The sequence below is a fragment of the Marinovum sp. J2-8 genome (assembly GCF_055808435.1).
On the sequence record NZ_JBVVRZ010000014.1, the window covers coordinates 25,632 to 49,034 of the forward strand.

Annotated in this window: 17 protein-coding genes, 2 tRNA genes and 1 pseudogene; 15 read left to right on the top strand and 5 right to left on the bottom strand. The window is 59.3% G+C overall.

The window, feature by feature from the left end:
- Positions 1–19: 19 nt before the first annotated feature.
- Positions 20–1,951 carry an acetate--CoA ligase gene (gene acs / locus AC0L4F_RS22740; RefSeq protein ID WP_244691698.1) on the bottom strand — a complete coding sequence of 644 codons (1,932 nt, stop codon included), beginning with the start codon at positions 1,949–1,951 and terminating at the stop codon, positions 20–22.
- A 658-nt stretch (positions 1,952–2,609) separates the two neighbouring features.
- Here acs and ileS point away from each other — a divergent pair.
- From ileS to AC0L4F_RS22755, 3 genes are all read left to right on the top strand, one after another.
- Positions 2,610–5,531, top strand: a complete 2,922-nt coding sequence (ileS, locus tag AC0L4F_RS22745) for an isoleucine--tRNA ligase (protein WP_244691700.1) — start codon at positions 2,610–2,612, stop codon at positions 5,529–5,531.
- Positions 5,532–5,822: 291 nt separating this feature from the next.
- Positions 5,823–6,689, top strand: a complete 867-nt coding sequence (gene yghU, locus AC0L4F_RS22750) for a glutathione-dependent disulfide-bond oxidoreductase (RefSeq protein ID WP_244691702.1) — start codon at positions 5,823–5,825, stop codon at positions 6,687–6,689.
- 55 nt (positions 6,690–6,744) lie between these two features.
- Positions 6,745–7,197: a methylated-DNA--[protein]-cysteine S-methyltransferase gene (locus AC0L4F_RS22755; RefSeq protein ID WP_244691704.1), complete on the top strand. Its 453-nt coding sequence runs from the start codon at positions 6,745–6,747 to the stop codon at positions 7,195–7,197.
- A 20-nt stretch (positions 7,198–7,217) separates the two neighbouring features.
- On the opposite strand, the gene AC0L4F_RS22760 is transcribed toward AC0L4F_RS22755, so the two are convergent.
- Positions 7,218–8,051 carry a prephenate dehydratase gene (locus AC0L4F_RS22760; RefSeq protein ID WP_244691706.1) on the bottom strand — a complete coding sequence of 278 codons (834 nt, stop codon included), beginning with the start codon at positions 8,049–8,051 and terminating at the stop codon, positions 7,218–7,220.
- Between the two features lie 130 nt (positions 8,052–8,181).
- Here AC0L4F_RS22760 and AC0L4F_RS22765 point away from each other — a divergent pair, with 130 nt between their 5' ends.
- The 11 genes and pseudogenes from AC0L4F_RS22765 (at position 8,182) to AC0L4F_RS22815 (ending at position 18,173) form a co-directional block, all read left to right on the top strand.
- Positions 8,182–8,697 (top strand): c-type cytochrome, encoded by a 516-nt coding sequence (locus tag AC0L4F_RS22765; protein ID WP_244691708.1) that lies wholly within the window; start codon positions 8,182–8,184, stop codon positions 8,695–8,697.
- Between the two features lie 183 nt (positions 8,698–8,880).
- A pseudogene (locus AC0L4F_RS22770) lies at positions 8,881–10,847 on the top strand (extracellular solute-binding protein).
- Positions 10,848–11,996, top strand: coding sequence for a microcin C ABC transporter permease YejB (locus tag AC0L4F_RS22775; protein WP_244691710.1), 1,149 nt, complete (start codon positions 10,848–10,850; stop codon positions 11,994–11,996).
- Between the two features lie 3 nt (positions 11,997–11,999).
- Entirely contained in the window at positions 12,000–13,106 is a 1,107-nt protein-coding gene (locus tag AC0L4F_RS22780) for an ABC transporter permease (protein WP_244691712.1), read from the top strand.
- On the top strand, positions 13,103–14,686 hold the full coding sequence (locus AC0L4F_RS22785) for an ABC transporter ATP-binding protein (protein WP_244691714.1): 1,584 nt from the start codon (positions 13,103–13,105) through the stop codon (positions 14,684–14,686). The genes AC0L4F_RS22780 and AC0L4F_RS22785 overlap by 4 nt, the downstream gene beginning before the upstream one ends.
- A gap of 395 nt (positions 14,687–15,081) precedes the next feature.
- Positions 15,082–15,225 carry a hypothetical protein gene (locus AC0L4F_RS22790; RefSeq protein ID WP_244691716.1) on the top strand — a complete coding sequence of 48 codons (144 nt, stop codon included), beginning with the start codon at positions 15,082–15,084 and terminating at the stop codon, positions 15,223–15,225.
- Positions 15,222–15,395: a hemin uptake protein HemP gene (gene hemP, locus AC0L4F_RS22795; RefSeq protein ID WP_244691718.1), complete on the top strand. Its 174-nt coding sequence runs from the start codon at positions 15,222–15,224 to the stop codon at positions 15,393–15,395. Before AC0L4F_RS22790 ends, hemP begins: the two co-directional genes overlap by 4 nt.
- Before the next feature lie 135 nt (positions 15,396–15,530).
- The gene (locus AC0L4F_RS22800; RefSeq protein WP_244691720.1) at positions 15,531–15,980 is read left to right on the top strand and encodes a hypothetical protein; all 450 of its coding nucleotides are present in this window, start codon (positions 15,531–15,533) and stop codon (positions 15,978–15,980) included.
- 148 nt (positions 15,981–16,128) lie between these two features.
- Complete coding sequence (locus AC0L4F_RS22805) at positions 16,129–17,322, top strand: energy transducer TonB (RefSeq protein WP_244691721.1); 1,194 nt, start codon at positions 16,129–16,131, stop codon at positions 17,320–17,322.
- 69 nt (positions 17,323–17,391) lie between these two features.
- The gene (locus tag AC0L4F_RS22810; protein WP_348524153.1) at positions 17,392–17,841 is read left to right on the top strand and encodes a WD40/YVTN/BNR-like repeat-containing protein; all 450 of its coding nucleotides are present in this window, start codon (positions 17,392–17,394) and stop codon (positions 17,839–17,841) included.
- Positions 17,838–18,173, top strand: a complete 336-nt coding sequence (locus AC0L4F_RS22815; RefSeq protein ID WP_348524154.1) for a WD40/YVTN/BNR-like repeat-containing protein — start codon at positions 17,838–17,840, stop codon at positions 18,171–18,173. Before AC0L4F_RS22810 ends, AC0L4F_RS22815 begins: the two co-directional genes overlap by 4 nt.
- 146 nt (positions 18,174–18,319) lie before the next feature.
- On the opposite strand, the gene AC0L4F_RS22820 is transcribed toward AC0L4F_RS22815, so the two are convergent.
- A tRNA-Met gene (locus AC0L4F_RS22820) sits at positions 18,320–18,396 on the bottom strand.
- Positions 18,397–18,654: 258 nt separating this feature from the next.
- Between AC0L4F_RS22820 and AC0L4F_RS22825 the strand changes: the two genes are divergently transcribed.
- A tRNA-Gln gene (locus AC0L4F_RS22825) sits at positions 18,655–18,729 on the top strand.
- Positions 18,730–19,054: 325 nt separating this feature from the next.
- On the opposite strand, the gene AC0L4F_RS22830 is transcribed toward AC0L4F_RS22825, so the two are convergent.
- On the bottom strand, positions 19,055–20,710 hold the full coding sequence (locus AC0L4F_RS22830; RefSeq protein WP_244691722.1) for a BCCT family transporter: 1,656 nt from the start codon (positions 20,708–20,710) through the stop codon (positions 19,055–19,057).
- A gap of 176 nt (positions 20,711–20,886) precedes the next feature.
- A complete protein-coding gene (locus AC0L4F_RS22835) occupies positions 20,887–23,394 on the bottom strand; it encodes a CoA transferase (RefSeq protein WP_244691723.1) in 2,508 nt (835 codons plus the stop codon).
- Positions 23,395–23,403: the final 9 nt, after the last annotated feature.

The following is a 23,403-nucleotide window of genomic DNA, read 5'->3' on the forward strand; positions in this document are numbered from 1 at the left end:
GGTGTTCCATCCATCACGTTCAGGCCCTGTTCATGCGGTTTTCAATCAGATCATCCACCACCGACGGATCTGCCAGTGTCGATGTATCGCCCAGCGCGCCAAAATCGTTTTCGGCGATTTTGCGCAGGATACGGCGCATGATCTTGCCCGAGCGGGTTTTTGGCAGGCCGGGGGCCCATTGCACCAGATCGGGGCTGGCAATCGGGCCGATTTCCGTGCGGACCCAGGTCCGCAGCTCTTTCATCAGCTCGTCTGACGGCTCGATCCCGTTCATCAGGGTGACATAGCAATAAATGCCCTGCCCCTTGATCGCATGCGGATAGCCAACCACCGCGGCCTCGGCCACCTTGGCATGGGCGACAAGCGCGCTTTCGACTTCGGCGGTGCCCATCCGGTGGCCAGACACGTTGATCACATCATCAACCCGACCCGTGATCCAATAATCCCCATCTTCGTCGCGACGGCAGCCATCACCAGAGAAATAATAGCCTTTGTAATCGCTGAAATAGGTCTTCTCGAACCGCTCATGATCGCCCCAGACAGTGCGCATCTGTGCAGGCCAGCTGTCGGCGATGACCAGCACGCCCTCGACACCGTTGCCTTCGATCACCTCGCCGGTTGTCGGCTCCAGCACCAGGGGTTTCACCCCAAAGAAAGGCCGCTGGGCCGATCCGGGCTTCAACTCATGCGCGCCGGGCAGTGGCGTCATCATGTGGCCGCCGGTTTCGGTCTGCCACCATGTATCGACGATCGGGCAATTGCCCTTGCCGACCACATCATTGTACCAATTCCAGGCTTCGGGGTTGATCGGCTCGCCCACGGTGCCCAGCAGGGTCAGCGACGACAGATCGCATTTTTCAACAAACTCCGGCCCCTGCCCCATCAGCGCACGAATGGCGGTGGGGGCGGTGTAGAACTGGTTCACCTTGTGCTTTTCACAGACCTGCCAGAAACGCGACGCATCCGGATAGGTTGGCACGCCTTCGAACATCAGCGTGGTCGCGCCATTGGCCAGCGGGCCATAGACGATATAGCTGTGGCCGGTGACCCAGCCGACATCGGCCGTACACCAATAAACATCGCCGTCGTGATAATCGAACGTGATTTCATGCGTCATCGCCGCATAGACCAGATAGCCGCCGGAACAATGCACCACGCCCTTTGGCTGGCCGGTGGAGCCAGAGGTATAAAGCACGAACAACGGATCTTCTGCATTCACCTCAACCGGGGAAAAGCTGCTGTCCGCCTCTGCTGACAGCGCATTGTAATCATAGTCACGCCCATCGACCCAGGTGGTCTGGCCGCCGGTGCGTTTGACCACCAGACATTTGACCGTGTCCTTGGTGTGCAACAGCGCCTTGTCAGCGTTCGATTTCAACGCGGTCTTGCGTCCGCCGCGCGGGGCCTCGTCCGCGGTGATCAGAACCTTGGCATCACAGCCATTGATCCGCGCGCCCAGCGCATCGGGCGAAAACCCGGCAAAGACGATGGAATGAATCGCGCCAATCCGCGCACAGGCCAGCATGGCATAAGCCGCTTCGGGGATCATCGGCAGATAGATCACCACCCGGTCGCCCTTGGTCACGCCCATATCCGTCAGGACATTGGCCATCTTGCAGGTTTTGTCGTGCAATTCCTGATAGGTGATGTGCTGGGCGGCCTCGCCTGGATCATCCGGTTCAAAAATGATCGCAGTCTGCGCGCCACGGGTCGCCAGATGCCGGTCAATGCAATTGGCCGATACGTTCAGCGTGCCGTCGTGATACCATTTGATGCGAATATCACCGGGGGCAAAGCTGACATCCTTGATCTGAGTATAAGGTTTGATCCAGTTAATGCGCTTGCCCTGTTCGGCCCAGAATGCATCGGGATCAGCGATGGATGCGGCATACATTTCGTCATATTTCGCGGCATCGACATGGTACTGGCGTGCGGAATCAGTGTTGGGCATATGCTCCCCCCTCGTATTTTCAGGATCCGGGGCGATCAATGGCTCCTCCATCTGCTCCGGACATCCTCGTTGGCGCGAGTTTACAGAGGAATGCGGGAATTGCCTCTAGGTCACGGCAACCAGAGACTTTTTCTGTAAATAAATCCACAATACCATCTGAAAACCTGTAAAGCTTCGAACAACCTAGGCCTGTATTTCATCCTTATGTCAAACGGTTACAAGTTCATTTGCAGAGCAGGCCGTGCTGTAAACTTTCGGTGATCAGCGCGACTTTGGCCGCTAACTTTCTTGCGTTTGACCTGCGACAAATGCGCATATCTTGCCACGGCGACACCATCGGCGGTGTTTTCATTGCCCGTTACCCCGGCCTGTTTCCCGCAACTTGACCGGGGCCACGGTCCAGACCCGGCAGGCAATCGCCAACTGGATCTCGCGGCTGTCGGGCATCGACGCCACCCGCCGAAATGCGCCACTGGACGCCCGATCTTGCCAGGCCTATAAGCGAGACAAGATGGCTTATTTCGCGATCATCATTCGAATTACATGCCCGGCGCTCTGATACATCGAGCCGCCGGGACAAGGCGTATGGGCAACCGCGCCGCCAGACCCCCACATAGTTGAAGACCCTGATAGAACAATCCGACGAAGGACGCCCAAAATGTGCGCCGATACGCCAGAAACACCCCAAGCCGACTATAAAGACACCCTGAACCTGCCGAAGACCGATTTCCCGATGCGCGCAGGCCTGCCCAAACGCGAGCCGACATGGCTCGACCGGTGGGAAAAGATCGGTGTCTATGACCGCCTGCGGGCCAAGTCAGAGGGCCGCCAGCCCTTTACCCTGCACGACGGCCCGCCCTATGCCAACGGCCATCTGCACATCGGCCATGCGCTGAACAAGACGATCAAGGACATGATCGTCCGCTCGCATCAGATGATGGGATATGAGGCGCGTTATATCCCGGGTTGGGATTGCCACGGTCTGCCGATCGAATGGAAGATCGAAGAGCAATACCGCAAGAAGGGCAAGAACAAGGACGAAATCGACGTCATTGATTTCCGTCAGGAATGCCGGAAGTTTGCCGAAGGTTGGGTCGATGTACAGCGGGAAGAGTTCAAGCGCCTCGGCATCACCGGCAATTGGCCCAAGCCCTATCTGACAATGGATTTCCACGCCGAACGCGTGATCGCCGCCGAGTTCCAGAAATTCCTGATGAACGGCACGCTGTATCAGGGTTCCAAACCGGTGATGTGGTCGCCGGTCGAAAAAACCGCCCTGGCCGAGGCCGAGGTGGAATACCACGACAAGGAAAGCTTCACCATCTGGGTGAAATTCCGCGTACAAACCGCCGGTGATTTGCAGGACGCCAAGGTTGTGATCTGGACGACAACCCCCTGGACCATCCCGTCAAACAAGGCCGTGGTTTACGGTGCCGACTATTCTTATGGTCTTTATGAGGTCACAAGCACGCCGGACGAATGCTGGGCCGAGGTCGGCGAACGCTTCATCCTCGCGGACAAGCTGGCCGCAGCCACCTTTGCCCGGGCCCGTCTTGAAGATGGCATGTGGACCCGCGTGCGCGATGTGCCCTCGGATGAATTGGCGGACCTGTCGCTGTCCCACCCGCTGGCGGGTGCCGAAGGCAGCAATGGCGAATGGGATGACCCCCGCGATTTCCGCGCCGCCGATTTCGTCACCGACGAAGAAGGCACCGGATTCGTGCATTGCGCGCCCAGCCACGGGATGGAGGAATATGAACTCTATCGCGATCTCGGCATGCTTGAACAGGTCATCACCTACAATGTGATGGATGACGGCGGCTTCCGCGCCGACCTGCCGTTCTTTGGTGGCAAATACATCCTGAACCGCAAGGGCGGCGAAGGCGATGCCAACAAGACCGTGATCGACAAACTGGTCGAGGTCGGCGGCCTGTTGGCGCGTGGCAAGATCAAACACTCCTACCCGCACAGCTGGCGCTCCAAGGCGCCGGTGATCTATCGCAACACGCCGCAATGGTTTGCTGCGGTCGACAAAGCGGTGGGCGATGGCCAGGACACCTATGGCACCACCATCCGTGAACGCGCCCTGACATCCATCGACCAATTGGTGAACTGGACGCCCAAAACCGGGCGCAACCGGCTCTATTCGATGATCGAAACCCGCCCAGATTGGGTTCTGTCGCGCCAGCGCGCCTGGGGCGTGCCGCTGACCTGTTTCACCCGCAAGGGCGCGTTGCCGACCGACGATGATTACCTCTTGCGCGACGAAGCGGTGAATGCCCGCATCCTTGAGGCGTTCGAAGCCGAAGGCGCCGATGCCTGGTACAAGGATGGCGCCAAGGAACGTTTCCTCGGCGATGCCTACAACGCCGACGACTGGGATCAGGTGTTCGACATCCTCGATGTCTGGTTCGACAGCGGCTCGACCCATGCCTTTGTGCTGCGCGACCGCGAAGACGGCACCGAAGACGGCATCGCAGACGTCTATATGGAAGGCACCGACCAACACCGCGGCTGGTTCCATTCCTCGATGTTGCAGGCCTGCGGCACCAAGGGCCGCGCGCCCTATCGCAATGTGGTGACCCACGGCATGACCCTGGACGAAAAAGGGTTCAAGATGTCGAAGTCCATCGGCAACACCATCGCGCCCGATCAGGTCGTGAAACAATATGGCGCAGACATCCTGCGGCTTTGGGTGTCGCAGACCGACTATACTGCGGATCAACGGATCGGGCCGGAAATCCTCAAAGGTGTGGCCGACAGCTATCGCCGCCTGCGCAATACCATGCGGTTCATGTTGGGGGCGCTGGCGCATTTCGAGGAAAGCGACCGGATGGACCCGGCCGATATGCCAGAGCTTGAACGCTATGTGCTGCACCGGCTGGCCGAATTGGATCATGCCGTGCGCAAGGGCTATGGCGCCTTTGATTTCCAGGGCGTGTTCCAGCAATTGTTCAACTTCGCCACGCTTGAGCTCAGCGCCTTCTACTTCGACATCCGCAAGGATGCGCTGTACTGCGATGGCGACACCGCTCGCCGCCGCGCGGCACGCACGGTGATGGACATCCTGTTCCAGCGTTTGACCACCTGGTTGGCCCCGGTGCTGGTCTTCACCATGGAAGAGGTCTGGCTGGAACGGTTCCCCGGCGAGGACAGCTCGGTCCACCTGGCCGATTTCCCCGATACCCCCGCCGATTGGCTGGACGAGCCGCTGGCGGCGAAATGGGCCCAGGTCCGTCGCGCACGGCGCTCCGTCACCGCCGCGCTCGAGGTGCAGCGCACAAACAAGGTCATCGGCGCCTCGCTTGAGGCGGCACCGGTGGTGCATGTGCGTGACCCGGACATGCTGGCGGCGTTGAAATCGGTCGACTTCGACGACATCTGCATCACCTCCGGCATGTCGCTGACCGGCGACCCGCAACCAAGCGAGGCCTTCCGCCTGCCGGAAATCGACGGTGTGGGCGTGGTGTTCGAAAGCGCCGAGGGCGACAAATGCCAACGCTGCTGGAAAATCCTGCCCGACGTTGGCAGCCACAGCCACCCCGCCACCTGCAAACGCTGCAACGACGCGCTGAGCTAAAGCCGCCCAAAATCTGGCCTTCCCCGGCTTCTTCTGTTCAAAAATATCCTGGGGGAGGCCAAAGGCCGGGGGCGAAGCCCCCTAAACTTTCAAAACTGAGGCGAAGCCCCCTATTTTTCTCTACTGGGGCCACTTTCTTCAACTGGGGCCACGGCCTCGGCATTTTCAAACCAAAACAATGCCACCGCCCCCCCCAGCCCCACATTAATGCACACTCGATGTGCACCCCTTGGGATCGGTGGGCATGCGCCTTACGTCCCATCCCAACTGGATGCAGCCAAGGATAGATCAATGACCGATACCTACACCCCCCCCGAAGTCTGGACATGGGAAGCCCAAAACGGCGGTACTTTTGCCTCGACTAACCGGCCCATTGCCGGGGCGACCCATGACAAGGAGCTGCCGGTCGGCGAGCATCCCTTTCAGCTACACTCCCTGGCGACGCCCAATGGGGTCAAAGTGAACATCATGTTCGAAGAGTTGCTGGAGGCCGGATATGCCGCCGAATACGATGCCTGGCCAATCCGCATTGGCGACGGCGATCAATTCGGGTCCGGCTTTGTCGAAATCAACCCGAACTCCAAAATCCCGGCCCTGATCGACCGCTCGGGCGACAAACCGGTGCGCGTGTTCGAAAGCGCCGCAATCCTGATGCATCTGTCGGAAAAATTCGACAACGCGTTTCAGGTCAAGGATCCCGGCGATCGCGCCGAAATGCTATCCTGGCTGTTCTGGCAGATGGGCAGCGCGCCATATCTGGGCGGCGGGTTCGGCCATTTCTACGCCTATGCGCCGGAAAAATGGCAATATCCGATTGATCGCTTCGCAATGGAGGTCAAGCGCCAGCTGGACGTATTGGACCGGCATCTCGCGGACAAGGATTGGATGGCGGGCGACACCTATACCATCGCCGATATCGCGATCTGGCCCTGGTACGGCAATCTTGTGCTGGGGCGCCAGTACAATGCCGGCAAATTCCTGGACGTCGACAGCTACACCAATGTTGTGGACTGGGCCAAACGGATCGACGCGCGCCCCGCGGTACAGCGCGGGCGCAAGGTGAACCGCCTGTTTGGCGAGCCTGAGACGCAACTGCACGAACGTCACGCGGCATCGGATTTCGACACCAAGACGCAGGACAAGCTCGAAAGCGCCTAAGTGAAACAGCAGGAATCGGATTGTGCCTTGCCCCGGCAAAGGCCAATCTGATCCCATGCCAGAACGCGCGATAAAAACACCGGTCGGATATCTGACCTTGATCGAGACCGACGGCGCGATTTCGTCGGTCTCGTGGCGCGGCGGTGACAGGAATGCTTCGGATCTGTTGGACCGGGCCGAAATCCAAGTGAACGCCTATTTTTCAAACGAAATCACCGAATTCGACCTGCCGTTTGCGCCCCAAGGTTCGGATCTTGTCAAACGCACCTGCGCTGCGATGACGCGCATTCCCTTTGGCGAAACCCGCACCTATGGCGATTTGGCCCGCGAGCTTGGCGCACCCGCCCAGGCAATTGGTCAGGCCTGCGGCGCCAACCCCATTCCGGTGCTGATCCCCTGCCACCGCATACTTGCGGCAAACGGGCTTGGCGGTTTTTCCGGCGCGGGTGGTGTGGAAACCAAGGTCTGGTTACTTCGCCACGAAGGCGCGGCCGGATTGCTGATCTGAACCGCGCCGCACGCCGCGTTTCAATCCCGGCGCGGGTCGCGCGGATAGGTGCCGAGGATTTCCAGCATATCGGTGAAATAATCCAATTCTTCCAACGCCCGTGCCACGGCCGGATCTTCGGGATGCCCCTCGATGTCGGCATAAAACTGCGTCGCGGTGAACGATCCGCCCACCATATAGCTTTCCAGTTTGGTCATGTTGACGCCATTGGTGGCAAAACCGCCCATCGCCTTGTACAGCGCCGCCGGGATGTTGCGCACCTGAAACACAAATGTCGTCAGCATGCCGTGATCGCCGCGCCGCGCCATATTGGCCTCGCGTCCCATCAACAGAAACCGGGTGGTGTTATGGGCGTGATCTTCGATATGGCGGGCCAGAATCTCCAGCCCGTGAATTTCCGCCGCCATGTCCGAGGCCAGCACGCCCGATGTGCGGTCCCCGCTGACCGCCAATTCCGCCGCAGCGCCGGCGCTGTCGGCGGCTGATTCCCCGTGAATGCCGTGCTGTTTCAAAAACGATGCACATTGCGGCAACAACACCAGATGGGCGCGCACTTTTTGAATGTCTTCGATTATCACACCGGGATGCGCCATCAGGCTGACATGCACCCGCACAAAAGCCTCATCAACGATATGCAGACCGCTTTCCGGCAACAGGCGGTGAATGTCGGCCACCCGGCCATACGTGGTGTTTTCCACCGGCAACATCGCCAGATCCGCCGCACCCGATGTCACCGCCGCAATCACATCGTCAAAACTGGCACAGGGCAGCGCCTCCATGTCGGGACGTGCATCACGACAGGCCTCATGACTGTAGGCCCCCGGTTCGCCCTGAAAGGCAATACGTCCGTTCATGGTATTTTTCCGTCTTTTTGGCCCGGTTTCAGCATGAGATGGGCGTTTCGTCGCGGCTTCTATACCTTGCCACCGGCAAGGGGAAGACGTAAGACCCGAAGCAAGGATCGGACGTAAGGACGCGCGTGTTATGGATACAATGACCTCGACCAAGATTCTGGGTGGCTTCTGCGGAGCATTCCTGATCTTCCTCTTGGGCAAATGGGCCGCTGAAGAGCTTTATCATACCGGTGGTGGCCACGGCGACCACGCTGAACAGGCATATGTGATCGACACCGGCGAAGAGTCCGGCGGTGGCGATGTGGCCGAAGGCCCGACATTCGCCGAATTGCTGGCCAGCGCCGACATCGCCAAGGGCGAAAAAGTGTACGGCAAATGCCGGGCTTGTCACAAAATCGAAGACGGTGTGAACAGCACCGGACCATCGCTTTATGACATTGTTGGCCGCACGGTCGGCAGCGAAGAAGGTTTCGGCTATTCCGGCTCGCTTGTTGCGGTGGCCGATGTCTGGACCCCCGAGGCGCTTGACGGTTTCCTGGCCAATCCCAAGGGATTTGCACCGGGCACCAAAATGTCCTTTGCTGGTTTGAAAAAACCTGAGGACCGCGCCAATATCGTGGCTTGGCTGGACAGTCTCGACAACTGATCACTGCCAAAAACACAAGCTATTCGGCCGCTGCACCCCGGTGCAGCGGCTTTTTCTTTGCCAATTGGCCGTGATCACCGTCGATCACGGAATATCAACTTGAATAAGGTCTCTCTGGCCATCTACCGTAATAACAACAGAGTATTGGCCACATCTTTGGCATGTCCAGCTTCGGAGGATTCCATGATCAAGCCCCGCCAGCCCCTTCAAACCCCAAAGGCACAGGCCGCAGCCCGCCCCCGGCCCGTGGCCCTGCCCAGAGCGGTGACTGCGCTGAGCGGATTGATACTTGTGGCGGGTCTGGCCGCCGGTCTTGCCACCTCTGCCTTTGGTCAGGATGCGGCATCCGACGACACCACGATCATCAAAAGCCACGGCTATTCCTATTTTGGCAATCTCGACTATCCGCCAGACTATGCGCATTTCGACTTTGTGAACCCGGATGCGCCCAAGGGCGGGGAAATCACCCTGGCCGCGACCGGCACATTCGACAGCCTCAATCCCTATTCCCGCAAGGGGCGTTCGGGGGCTCTGACCTCGATCCAATACGATCAGCTGATTGAATCGGTCGAAGATTCGGTGGGGCAATACTATGGGATTCTCGCCCACAGCCTTGAATACCCCGAAAGCAAGGATTGGGTGATCTTCCACCTGCGCCCTGAAGCGACGTTTTGGGATGGCACGCCCGTGACCGCAGAGGATGTGGTCTATTCCCACAAATTATTCATCACCCAGGGCTTGCCGTCGTATGCACAGGCCGTCAGCCGCATGGTAACAAGCGCCGAGGCGCTGGATGATCACACGGTGAAATTCACCTTCAACCCGGAAACATCCAAACGGTCGCGGATTGAAACTGTGGGCTCGACGCCTGCGTTTTCCAAAGCCTGGTTCGAGGCGGACGAAACCCGCCGTCTGGATGAACCCCGGCTGGAAGTGGCAGTTGGATCAGGGCCTTACAAGCTCGACAATTACGACATCAACCGCCGAATCGTCTACAAACGCCGCGACGATTACTGGGGCAAGGATCTGCCGTTCAACAAGGGTCGCTACAATTACGATTCGATCCGGCTGGAATATTTCTCTGATCAAACCGCCAGCTTCGAGGCCTTCAAAGCCGGCGAATATACCATCCGCGTCGAAAGCGACCCCAAGGTCTGGGCCTCGGGCTATGACTTTCCCAAGGTGGATGAAGGTTCGGTCGTGAAAATGGAACTGCCCGACGGCAATCCGCCCAACCCGACGGGATTCGTTTTCAACCTGGGCAAGCCCAACCTGCAGGACAAAACCGTGCGCGAGGCAATTGCCCTGGCGTTCAACTTTGAATGGACCAATGAATCGCTGCTTTACGGCCTGTATTCGCAGCGCTCCTCCTTTATCGAGGGCACCCCGCTGGAGGCCAAGGATATTCCCGAAGGCGAAGAACTCGCCTTCTTGCAGGGGTTGGGCGATGTGGTGCCGCCGGAATTGCTGAGCGAGCCTGTGCGCGTGTCGCATTCCTCGGGTGCTTCGCGGCTGAACGATCGCGGCAATCTGCGTCAGGCCTCCAAACTTCTGGAAGCGGCCGGTTGGGTTGTCGGTGATGACGGTGTGCGCCGCAATGCACAGGGTCAGACCCTGAAATTGACCATGCTCTATCCGTCCAACATCCAGGATTGGTGGATGCGATGCATGACACCTATGCCCAGAACCTGACGCAGATCGGTGTTGATGTGAAATTGGACAAGGTCGATCCGGCGCAATACACCGACCGCCGCCGCGAACGTGACTTCGACATGCTCTATTCCACGACCTACGATCCTTTCCTGTCCACCGGGGGCGGGCTCAGCCAGATGTATGGCTCTCAGGAGGCTGAATTCAGCCTGTTCAACCCCGCCGGACTGGCCAGCCCGCTGGTCGATGCGATCATCGAAGCCTCCTTTGTCACTGACAATCAGGCCGATCAGGATGTTGCGTTGCGCGCGTTGGATCGGGCATTGCGCTATGAGTTCTTTGTCGTGCCCACCGGCTATATCGCCGATTACTGGGTGGCGGCCTATGACATGTACCGCCATCCCGAAACGCTGCCGCCTTATGCGCTGGGTTATCTTGATTTCTGGTGGATTGACCCCGACCGCGAAGCGGATCTGAAATCGAAAGGCATCCTGAAGTAAATGGGCGCCTATATCCTACGACGGCTGTTGCTGATCATTCCGACCCTTTTGGGCATCATGATCATCAATTTCGCTCTGATTCAGTTTGTGCCCGGTGGCCCGATTGAACAATATATCGCCCAGTTCGAAGGCGAAGGTGACGTGTTTGGCGGGTTTGCCGGTGGCGAATCCGGCGCCGGGCCGGAAACCGAAGACAACGATTATGTGGGCGGTCGTGGGCTGCCCAAGGAGTTCCTGGAAAAGCTGGAAATCGAATTCGGCTTTGCCCGTATCGTCTGTGAAGAAGGGTTCACCGGCACGCCTTCGCTGACCGATCCCGCCTGCGTCAAAGAAGCGATCGGCATGGGCGAACGGTTCCTCATCATGATGGGCAATTACATGCGGCTCGACTTCGGCGAGAGTTATTTCCGCTCGATCGGCGTGCTGGAACTGGTGGTGGAAAAACTGCCGGTGTCGATCACGCTGGGCCTTTGGTCGACGTTGATCGCCTATATGGTGTCGATCCCGCTGGGCATTCGCAAGGCGGTGCATGACGGATCGGCCTTTGATACCTGGACATCGGGCGTGATCATCGTGGCCTATGCCATTCCCGGCTTCTTGTTTGCCATTCTGTTGCTGGTGCTGTTCGCCGGCGGGTCGTATTGGCAGATCTTTCCCTTGCGCGGGCTGACATCGGAAAATTTTGACAGCCTCAGCTTGTTTGGCAAGATCGGCGATTACATCTGGCATATCGCGCTGCCGGTGATTGCCTCGACAATCTCGGCCTTTGCCACATTGACGCTTTTGACCAAGAACAGCTTCATGGACGAGATCAAGAAACAATATGTCATCACCGCCCGCGCCAAGGGACTGAGCGAGAGCCGGGTTCTTTACGGCCATATCTTCCGCAATGCCATGCTGATCGTGATTGCCGGTTTTCCGGCGGTGTTCATCGGTGTGTTCTTTGGCGGTTCGATCATCATCGAAACCATCTTTTCGCTCGACGGTTTGGGCCGGTTGGGGTTCGAGGCCACGGTCGCCCGTGACTATCCGGTGATCTTTGGCACGCTGTTTGTCTTTGGCCTGCTTGGGCTTGTGGTCGGCATTCTGTCGGACCTGATGTATGTCTTTGTCGATCCGCGCATCGACTTTGAAAAGCGTGAGGGCTAGACCATGGCGCTTTCCCCGATCAACCAGCGCCGCTGGCGCAATTTCAAGAAAAACCGCCGCGCGTTGTGGTCGTTGATCATCTTTCTGTTTGTCTTTGGTCTGACGCTCTTTGCCGAGTTTCTGGCCAACGACAAACCGATCATGGTCAAATATCGCGGCGAGATCTTCACGCCGGTGTTCAATTTCTATCCCGAAACCGCCTTTGGTGGTGATTTCAAGACCGAAGCGATCTATCGCGATATCGAGGTCAAATGCCTGATCCGCACCGGCGGGCTTGAGGCCTGCTGGGACGACCCCGAAGGCATGATCGAAACCGTCGATGCCGGTGGCACGCCAGAGGGCGATTTCGTCAAGGGCTGGGCGCTTTGGCCGCCCATCCCGTACAGCTTTGACACGCCCGTGGATCGCCCCGGCGCGGCCCCCCTGCCCCCGAACGGGCAGAACTGGCTGGGCACCGATGACACCAAACGCGACGTGCTGGCCCGGATCATCTATGGTTTCCGGCTGTCGATCCTGTTCACGTTGATTGTCACGACGCTGGCCTCGGTGATCGGTATCATTGCCGGTGCCTTGCAGGGTTATTTCGGTGGCTGGCTTGACCTTATCTTCCAGCGGGTGATCGAAATCTGGGGCGCGACCCCCAGTCTTTATATCATCATCATCCTGTTCGCGATTCTGGGGCGTGGTTTCTGGCTTCTGGTGTTCCTGATGGTGCTCTTTGGCTGGACCTCGCTGGTGGGTGTGGTGCGGGCCGAATTCCTGCGCGCCCGCAATCTGGAATATGTTCGCGCGGCCAAGGCATTGGGCGTGTCCAACATCACCATCATGTTCCGCCACATGCTGCCCAATGCGATGGTGGCCACCGTCACCTTCCTGCCGTTCATCGTGACCGGCACCATTGGTGCGCTGGCTTCTCTCGACTTCCTCGGCTTTGGATTGCCATCGTCGTCGCCCTCGCTGGGCGAGCTGACATTGCAGGCGAAACAGAACCTTCAGGCCCCCTGGCTGGCCTTCACCTCTTTCTTTGTCTTTGCCTTCATGTTGTCGCTTCTGGTCTTCATCTTCGAAGGTGTACGCGACGCATTCGACCCAAGGAAAACATTCGCATGACGGCGCTGCTTACGGTCAAAAATCTTGAGGTCGGCTTTCGTCAGGACGGCAAGCGTACGGCCGCCGTCAAAGGCGTATCGTTCGAAGTCGCGCGTGGCGAAACCGTGGCGCTGGTTGGGGAATCCGGCTCTGGCAAATCGGTGACCGCGCTGTCGACCGTGTCGCTTTTGGGTGGGTCATCGGATGTTTCGGGGTCTGTGACCTATGATGGTCGCGAAATGGTCGGCGCGGATGAACGCACCCTGCGCCAGATCCGCGGCAACGACATTTCGTTCATCTTTCAGGAACCGATGACATCGCTCAATCCGCTGCACACGCTGGAAAAACAGCTGCGTGAAAGCATGGAGTTGCACCAGAATGTCACCGGGGCGGAGGCGCGTTCGCGCATCATCGACCTGCTGCACAAGGTTGGCATTCGCAATCCAGAGGACCGGTTGGGCGCTTACCCGCATCAGCTGTCTGGCGGGCAACGCCAGCGGGTGATGATCGCCATGGCGCTGGCAAACGGCCCGCATCTCTTGATCGCGGATGAACCGACCACCGCGCTGGATGTGACCATTCAGGCGCAGATCCTCGACCTGCTGGCGGACCTCAAGACCAAAGAAAACCTCAGCATGTTGTTCATCACCCATGATCTGGGCATCGTGCGCCGCATCGCTGATCGGGTCTGTGTGATGAAGGATGGCGAAATCGTCGAAACCGGGCCGACGGATGAAATTTTCACCAATCCCAATCATCCCTACACCCAGAAATTGCTGGCCGCCGAAAGCACGGGCCACCCCGATCCGGTTGCTCCAGATGCGCCCGTGGTGGCCGAAGCCCGGAACCTGAAGATCTGGTTCCCGATCCAGAAGGGGCTGCTGAAACGCACGGTCGGCCATGTGAAGGCGGTGAACGACGCCACATTTTCGGTACGTGCCGGGGAAACCATCGGCATCGTTGGCGAAAGCGGCTCTGGCAAGACAACTCTGGCGCTTGCGATGATGCGATTGATTGCCTCCGAAGGTGGGATGACCTTTGACGGTCAGGATCTGCGGCAATTCTCGACCCGCAATCTGCGCCGATTGCGGTCTGAAATGCAGATCGTGTTTCAGGATCCCTTTGGCTCGCTCTCGCCGCGCATGTCCGCCGGTCAGATCATCGCCGAAGGGCTGGGCGTGCATGGCACCGACGGCGACACCCGCCCAGAGCGGGACATCGTGGCAGAGGTGATGGCAGAGGTCGGGCTGGACCCCGCCATGATGGATCGCTACCCGCATGAGTTTTCCGGCGGTCAGCGTCAGCGGATCGCAATTGCCCGCGCCATGATCCTGCGCCCGAAACTGGTGGTTCTGGACGAACCGACCTCGGCATTGGATATGACGGTACAGGTGCAGATCGTCGAACTGCTGCGCGACCTGCAACGCAAATACGGGCTGGCCTATCTGTTCATCAGTCACGACCTCAAGGTCGTCCGCGCCATGTCACATTACGTCATGGTGATGAAGCAGGGCGACGTGGTCGAGGCCGGTCCGGCGGATCAGGTGTTTTCCAACCCCCAAACCGATTACGCGCGCATTTTGCTGGAGGCGGTGGCCTAGGGCCTTTGCCCGGTCCCGCCCCTATCCGCGGCATTGGACCAATGGCTGTCGCGCCTCGCGCGACGGTGCTCTGCAAAAGCGGGTGGTCTCGGGGCGGGCGCGCCCTTTGGCGCTTTCCATCGAAGACTGCCGCAGGCTGCTGACGCTGTGGGCGGACAAGGCCCGGATCTCTGGCGATATGACCCGTATCGCCAGCGTTACCCAATAGCTGACCGCGCGTTTGACCGGGGCACCGCAATGGGGCCCGGGGCCCCATTTGTATGCGCCCAAATGTATGCGCCCAAAGTCGCAAAACGGCTCGGCTTGACAATCCTTATCTTTTCAGTCAACTTTATACGCAAGACCCAGCCATCCTGCACGGACAGCCCGGTTCCCTTTGTAACTGGAGACTGAACATGGCCCAACCGCGCCCGAAAACCCGTGGCATCACCTTGCCTATCCCACCCTGGCACGATCTTTTGCAAAACGCGCTCAGCGGATCTTTCCCGACGGAATTGCGACTGGAAGACATGCTTGACCGGTTGGAGGCAGACCGATGAACGCGATTGCCCGTCCCATCGACCTGATTCAAAACACCACGGACGACGCCGGCCCGGCCTATGACGCACGGATGCTTGTGGGGCACAATGCCACCGCGCGTATCGTGCTGGACGGCAAGGTTTATACCCTGCGCATCACCAAAGCCGGGAAATTGATCCTGACCAAGTAAATGATCCGCGTTCCGGTGCCAATTCGGGCCTGTCCGATCAAAGCGGTGACTGAATTCGGAATCGAAATTGCCGCCTATTCCGGGTAAGAGATCCGGCAAACGCCCGTTCCGGGCCTTGCTGACAGGATCTTTGCCATGCGTGTTGCCGATGTTATCCGTTGTGCCATCTGTGCCGCTCTGTCTATTGCCGCGCCGGTGGCGCAGGCACAGGCACAGGCGCAGGATGCTATCGGCCCGCGCGTTCAGGTCGAGCTGAACACCGCCCAAAGCCAGACGGACAATTGCACGCTGACCTTTCTGATCCAGAATGGCCATGCGGCGGATATTGACCGTGCGGTATATGAGGCGGTGGTGTTTGACACCTCGGGTCAGGTCGAGCGATTGACGCTGTTTGATTTCGGCCCCCTGCCCGCCGCACGCCCCCGCGTCCGCCAGTTCGTGATTTCCGGGCTGTCCTGTGACGGCATCAGCCAGATCCTGATCAACGGCGCACAGACCTGTGATGCGCCGGATCTGGACGCCACCGCCTGCGAAGACGGCTTGGCGGTCAGCAGCCGCAGCGCCACGCTCGGTCTGATCGGATGAGCGCCCCTTCGGTCCTCTTGCGCCCAATCCCCGGATTGCACAGAGGTTGTGCATCCCCGTTTGCGCGGCGAACCCGTGTCGGTTCATCCACCGATCAACACATGCCAGAGGCCGGTCGCCTTGTCGCCATGACCCCAAAGGACATGCGATGGTCCTGACCTCCGGGTTTGTCAAAATCGGCGCAGCGCTCTCTGCCGTGGCGCTGCACGGGTTTTTGATCTGGGCGTTTCTGCCATCCTCGCAGCCCGTGGAAATCGCGGGGGGCGGGGCCAATGTGGCGGTCCAATTGGGCAACAGCTTTGCCGATCTGTCCGAAGGGACACTGACCGCCACCCCGACCAAGGCGCAGGCCGATCGCCCCGACGTGGCCCAGGCCGCCCCGCCCCTGCCGCCCCTGAATGCGGCACAACATCCGCCCGTCGCGATGGACACATTTGCCCCGCCCCCCGCTCTGGCCAAAACGAACACCGCTCCCGTGACCCAAAGCGTCACACCCGACAGGGTGACCGCGGCCCCCGCGCCGGAAAGGGCGGAGCTGGCACCGCTGGCACCCGCCCCCCAGCCGCAAGCGGCACGCACAGGCGCCACCGCGCCCGCCCCGGCGACAGCTCCCATGGTCACTGCCCCAGAGCCGCAGGTGGCACAGGCAGCACCACCCGCCGTTTCTGCGGCCATGGCACCCGCGCGCGCAATGGCCCCTGCACCCGCGCCGATGGCCGGTTCGATCACGGCCAATCAATCTGGCGATCCCCAAAAAGCCGAACGGCCAAGCCCCCCGGTGGCCACAGAACCGCCTGTCAGCACAGAGCCAGCTGTCAGCCCCAAAGGCTCTGAACTCATCACTGCGCAAACGCCCGAAACCGCCGACCCCCATGCCTCCCTGCGGCCGAAAATCCGCCCGCCCGGATTGGAAAAGGTCGCGCCACCCGCGCCCAACCGCCCGAAAAAGACCACCACGACGCAAACGCCGCGCGGCACGGCCAAAACCACCACCCGCGCCGGTGCGACCAAGGCCACCGGCACAAACCGCGCCGCCAGCGCAGCCACTCCGGCGCGAAAACAGGCGGTGAAGCCGGGCAATGCGGCGGCGGCAAATTACCCCGGCAAGGTGATGGCCCGCTTGCGCCGGGCCGGAACGCTAAAGGCCGGTGTCAAAGGCAAAGTGCGCGTGCAATTCACGATTGCCGCCAATGGCCGGTTGGCCGCCGCACGCGTGACCCGCAGCTCTGGATCGGGCAAGCTGGACAATGCCGCGCTGCGCGTGATCCGCCGCGCCGCGCCCTTTCCCAAGCCACCTGCGGGGGCACAACGCACCTTTTCCCTGACACTGCAGGGCGTCTGAACACCCGCCCGTAGGTTGCAAGACCGCGCTGTGATAGTCTGGTGGCAATTGGCGTGGACGGAGGCCCCCATGGCTGAGACAACCCTGTTGATCGGCACCAACAAAGGCGCGTTCCTGTTGAACGGCAATGCGGACCGCCAGCAATGGTCTGTCACCGGCCCATTCTGTGACGGCTGGCGCATCAACCACATGACCAGCGATCCTGAAACCGGCACCATTTGGGCGGCCGGTGGCGGCGAATTCTTTGGCGCAGGTGTCTGGCGGACCGACGATGGTGGGCAAACCTGGACCCTTAGCAAACTTGCCGATGGTCAGCTGGACGAAAGGGTGCGCAACGATCCCGAAGCGGCCCGGCTTTTTGACCTGTCCCCCGCCCCGCCCGCGCCCTTCAGTGGCCAGATCGACGCGCTTTGGTCCGTGCACCACACGCCGAATGCCATCTACGTCGGGGCAAAACCGGCCCAATTGTTCGCCAGCAAAGATGGCGGCACCACTTGGGAAAAACTGACAGCCGCATGATCTGGACATTGCCGTTGAACGGCGATTCCCAAGGGCGCTTTCCGCCCGGGGCCTCGGCCGCGATATGGAAATCGACCGACGGCGGCGACACATGGACAAAGAAGCAAACCGGCATGCCGGTGGAAAACTGCTATTTCACCGTGCTGCGCCAGGCCATGGCCACCGACGGATCCTCGCCTGCCGGGGTATATTTCGGCACCAAGTCCGGGTCGATCTTTGCCAATTTTTCCGCCGGTGATTCCTGGTCCGAAATTGCCCGGCATCTGCCAACTGTTTTATGTGTCGAGGTCTTGGAGCGCAGGTCACGCGAGTTGCCCATGCCACCGCCCTGACCTGCAATTGGCCCACGCCAGCACATCGGTCGTGGATGTGTCAGAACACGAAGCCCGGCAAAATGGCCCAAACCCCAAGCCCGATTGGCCACAGGTCAAAGGGGGCTTTTCAGCCGGTTCAATGTCACGATCTTTGAGGGAAATAATGGTAGCGGAGGAGGGACTTGAACCCCCGACACGCGGATTATGATTCCGCTGCTCTAACCAACTGAGCTACTCCGCCACAGGCCCGGCGGAATTAAGACAGCAGCCGGGGCGCGTCAAGGCAAAATCATTGTGCAACCGGGCTTTTTTCGACTTCGGCCTATAAGAAGCGAAAATACAGCTGCAACCGGGGCTTGGTTCGCCGCAAAAGCCCGGCTTGTGGTGGTGCGGGATTTCGGTCGAAATTCGCCGTAAAACAAATCCTGCAAAAAGCATCGTTTTTCGTACAACAGGGCTTGAACCCCTTTGGCGATTTGCTTAATGAGACCCGCACAGTTGGGATGTAGCCAAGTGGTAAGGCAACTGTTTTTGGTACAGTGTACCGTAGGTTCGAATCCTACCATCCCAGCCATTTACCGAATTCAACAGACACGCCCCGATGGGGCAATCGCGCCCCACAGACGGGGAACGCGGGCTTGGCCCAGCTGTCACGGCGTCTGGCACGCCAGCGTGATTGCAGCGCCCTCGATGGAATCATGTGACTGGTCAGCCGTCAGGTCATGGTCGCATTGATTGCGCGCGACCTGAGCGTGCCCCCTGTATGTCCGAGCGATGTTTGACCGTGCGATGTGTGACCTTGCGATCTGCACCCGATGGGCCAGCCCCACCTGCCCGCCCCAGGACCCGCAGGCAATTGGCCGATAAAAAAAGGGGGCTCTAAAGCCCCCCTTCAAAGATCAGTCTTCGGAATGAACTGCCTGCACTCCGTTTCTCTCGCGGATGCCGTCTTTCCAGATCGCTTTGACAAGGGAAACGCACATCAACCCCATCACCAGCGAAAATGGCAACGCGCCGATCACCATGGCGGATTGGATCGCCCCGACACCGCCCGCGATCAGCAACCCGCCCACAACCAGGGACAGGGCCACCCCCCAGAAGATGATGTGCGGTCGGCCAGAGGGCTTCTCTGCACCGGCGGCGTTGATGGTGTTGACGATCAGGATCGCGGAATCCGCGGTTGTCACCAGATAGGTCAGCAACAAGACAACAACGATCACCGCCATCACCCAGGCCGCCCCGGACCCAAGGATGAAATCAAGCATCGCAAACAGCTGGTTCTGTTGCCCCGCGCCGGAAATTGCATCGCCTGCGCCGCCGTTCAGGGTCAGATCAATCGCTGTGCCCCCCACAATGGTGAACCAGACGAAACACATGATGGAGGGAATAATGATCGCACCCAGAATGTATTCACGAAGCGTACGACCCCGCGAGATCCGGGCAAGGAACACCCCGACAAACGGCGCAAATGCGATCCACCATGCCCAATAGAAAACAGACCACCCGCCCTGCCAGCTTGCCAGCTGCGCGGCTTCGCTGCCCTCGACGCCATCAGATGTCCAAACGGTGAACAGCAATTTTGGCAATTGGATGATGTAGGTGAACAGCCCCTCTACGAGCGCGGTCAAACCAAAGAATGTGGACCCGAACACCAAGAAGAACGCGAGCAAGAAGAAGCTCAGCCCCATGTTGATGTTGGAAAGCCATTTGATGCCTTTGCCAACGCCCGACAACGCCGACAAGGTAGATGCACCCATGATGATCAAAAGCGCGGTGATCACACCGGCCGTGGACGGCGCGCCGGTGTCCGCAACAATAAGCCAGTCACCAAAACCGATCCGGTGCAGACCGGATACGAATTGCTCGACCCCGAAACCAAGCGTCTGTGCCACGCCCAGAATGGTGGCCACCACGGCGACAACATCCACGACATGGCCCAGGATACCAGAGAGCTTCTCGCCGAACAGCGGCGTCAGCGCAGAGCGGATGGTCAGAGGCAAGTTGCGACGATAGGAAAAATACGCCAGCGACAGCCCAACGATGGCGTAACATGCCCAGGCGGAAAACCCCCAATGCAGGAATGACCAAAGATAGGCGTTGTTGACATTATCGGCGGCCGAGGCCCCGGTTTCGCCCATGATCACATTGGGGTTTGTGGCAAAATGATACATCGGTTCGGCGGTTGCAAAGGTCAGCATGCCAATGCCGATGCCCGCGCCGAACATCATCGAAAACCAGGAGAAACTGGAAAATTCCGGTGTATCCCCATCCAGCCCAAGTTTCAGACGGCCCGTGCTGGGGATCAGCGCCAGAACGATACACACAATCAGGAAAAGCGCGACGACGTAGATATACCAGCTTGAAAATGTCCCAAGCAAAGACCCGTTGAGATCGCCAAGGATTGTTGCTGCTTTCTCTGGCACCGCAATGGCCCAGACGATCAGAGCCGCAATCAGAATTTTGGATGTGATCGCGACATCTTTGCTGAAACCAGCGTAAAATCCGCGCTCCGCGGTTCGGATAGGTAATTCCATCAATGGGGGTTTATTGGCCATGTTTCCTCCTGAATGGCTGGTGAACGCCAGGCGCAATCGGCCCTCCCACGTGATGTGTCATCACGTGACCGATCAATTCATGCGGCTGGCTGGGAATTCGGGCATTGGCGTTGGTCAATGCCCGTCGCTGTGCGTCACTGGTGCTTGCCCGGATGTGCGGCAAACACATGATCCGATCAACTTGGCAGGTATTCTTCGCTCCAGGAATTGGTCAGATTTCCGGATTTGAGTATCGCCTCTATCGCGCTTTCGGCGTAGCCGAGTTCCGAAAGGATTGCGCGGGTCGACGCGCCGAATTTCTCGGCTGGGGCCACGGCAACCACTTTTGCACGCGTGGATCGCACGGCATAGGGATCAAGCTGGATAACCTCATGGCCGCTTGGGTGATCGGGGTATCTTGAGAACGAATAGCTGCCGTTTTCGGTTCCCGCTGTGCCATCCGCATCGCGCAGGTTTTGCGCCCGAAGCGAATTGAGGTTTTCACAGATCACCGCACCGACATCTGCGGCTTGCAAACGTGCGACCCATTCCGTTGCGGGCTGTAATTGAAAGGCATTTGCCAAAAACGCGGCGCGCTCTTCCTCTGGCAAATCCGGCAGCTGTTCCAGCCCCTCGACATTGCGGAACAACGGCAGATCGCCCTCATAGGCGCTGAGCAGGATGTATTGCGACGCCGTGCTATAGAACCTTGCAAGCGCGTTATAGCCGCTTGCCTCCGGGCCGGAAGGTTCATCAAAAAGCCCCCTGCCCCGATAGTCATAGGCAAACGGCACCTGCAACAATCCGCTGTTGGCGGTCAGCGACGTGCGCCCGCGACCAATGCGGCCATGGCGGTGTTTCTGATAAAGCGCCGCCGCAACAGCCAGGGCGCCACCGAAACCGCACATCACGTCGATCGTGCCGACATGGGCGTGTTCCTCGGGGCGGTCCATCGCGCCGCCAAAGCGCAGCATGATGCCCGTTGCCGCCTGAACCAGATCGTCATAGCCGATGTAATCCGTTCGGGCACCGCGCCGCACACCGCTGAAACAATCCAGCTTGCAGAACAGCGCATCAGGATTGAGCTTGCGCAGATTGTCGGCGTCCAGCCCCATCTTCTTGATCTGGTTGTCGGGGGCATTCCAGACAATGATATCAACGGATTTCACCAGATCTTCAAACACCTGCCGCCCGTGGCGGGATGTGATGTCCGCCAGGATGGACCGTTTGCCGCGCATTTGCGACATGCCATAGATGACGGTGTTCCAGCTGTCATACATCGGCTCTGCCGGTTCCAGTTTGATCACCTCGGCCCCGAAACGCGCCAGATAGCTGGCCGAATGTGGCCCCGCGATCACGTTGCACAGATCCAGAATACGCACCCCCGACAACCATCCGTCCGGCACCGCGTCCTCTGTCACTTCGGGGATTTCGGTGCGTATCTTCCTTAAAATCTTCAGCGCCTCGTCATATTCCACCCAGCGACGCGGTTCGGGTTTCAGCGCCTCTTCGCCGCTTTCCTCCATCCATACGACGGGACCGGGTTGGGTCATTTCCCCATAAACAGGATCCCATACGTCGATCATCAAACCAGAGGCTTCGGCATATTCGTCGTGAATCCACTCTTGCAGCCACCGTTGCGGCGCGCCCGGAATAAGCCCGCGACCAAACATCTTTTTCCACTCGTGCGAGGTGCGGGTCATAAAGACCTCTTTCATCCGCTCCGAGATCTTGTCGGCCCAGTCCTTTGGCATCGGATACACCCCGAGCGAGGTTTTATGCTCCCACTCCGACCACGGCCGATAGGTGTTTTCCTCGGATGTCAGCCCCTCTTCCAGCAGCTCATCATAGATGCCCAGCACCTCAAGACAGCGGCGCGCATGGTTCTTGTGGCTGGGGCAGACCACATAGAACATGCGCCCGTCCTTGCACATGTAGCTGCGGAAAAACGGGTCCATCAGCTCTTGCAGCTCTTCATAGCTGACATTCATCGGAAGACCTTCGATGCGGCGGCGCTCTATCTCCATCTCGCGCTGGGTCAGATAGCGTTCGGGCATCCCGTCAACCTTGATCGAGTTATAGCACAGCCCCTCCATCACGGCGGCGGCAAGCGGCACCTCGATCTGATCGCCAAGGCCGGTGACCTGACGTGATTGCAGCGCCAGCACCGTGGCCGAAGCGGCGATCTGTGACGCATAGGCCGAGGCCAGCGGCAGCGGCGAAAACGACGGGTTCAACCCCATCAGAACCCGGTTCAGCCCCATGTCGGTAAAGACGCCCGAACTGGCCGCGACAATGCTTTCATAGGCACGCAATTCGCGGCGCTCGGCATCATTCGAGGCAAACCCCGGCACCGAAATGGTGATCAGCTCTGGCCGCTCCGCGCGCATGGCGGCGAAATCAATGCCCAGCTTGGCCAGCTTGCCGGGGCGGAAATTCTCAACAATGATGTCGGCCTCGGCACAGAGCGCCAGCGCCTGTTCCAACCCGTCTTCGGTTTTCAGATCCAGATTTACGATGACCTTGTTCCGGTTCAACGTGGCATTGGCCGGGCTGTCCCATATCGCGCCCGCGGGCGGATCAATATGCACGACCGTGGCCCCCAGATCGCCAAGAAGCATCGCAACAGCGGGGCCCGCAATATACTGGCCAAAATCCACGACTTTCACACCGGTAAGCGGCAGTTTGGAAAACGAATTTCGCATGTGACCTCC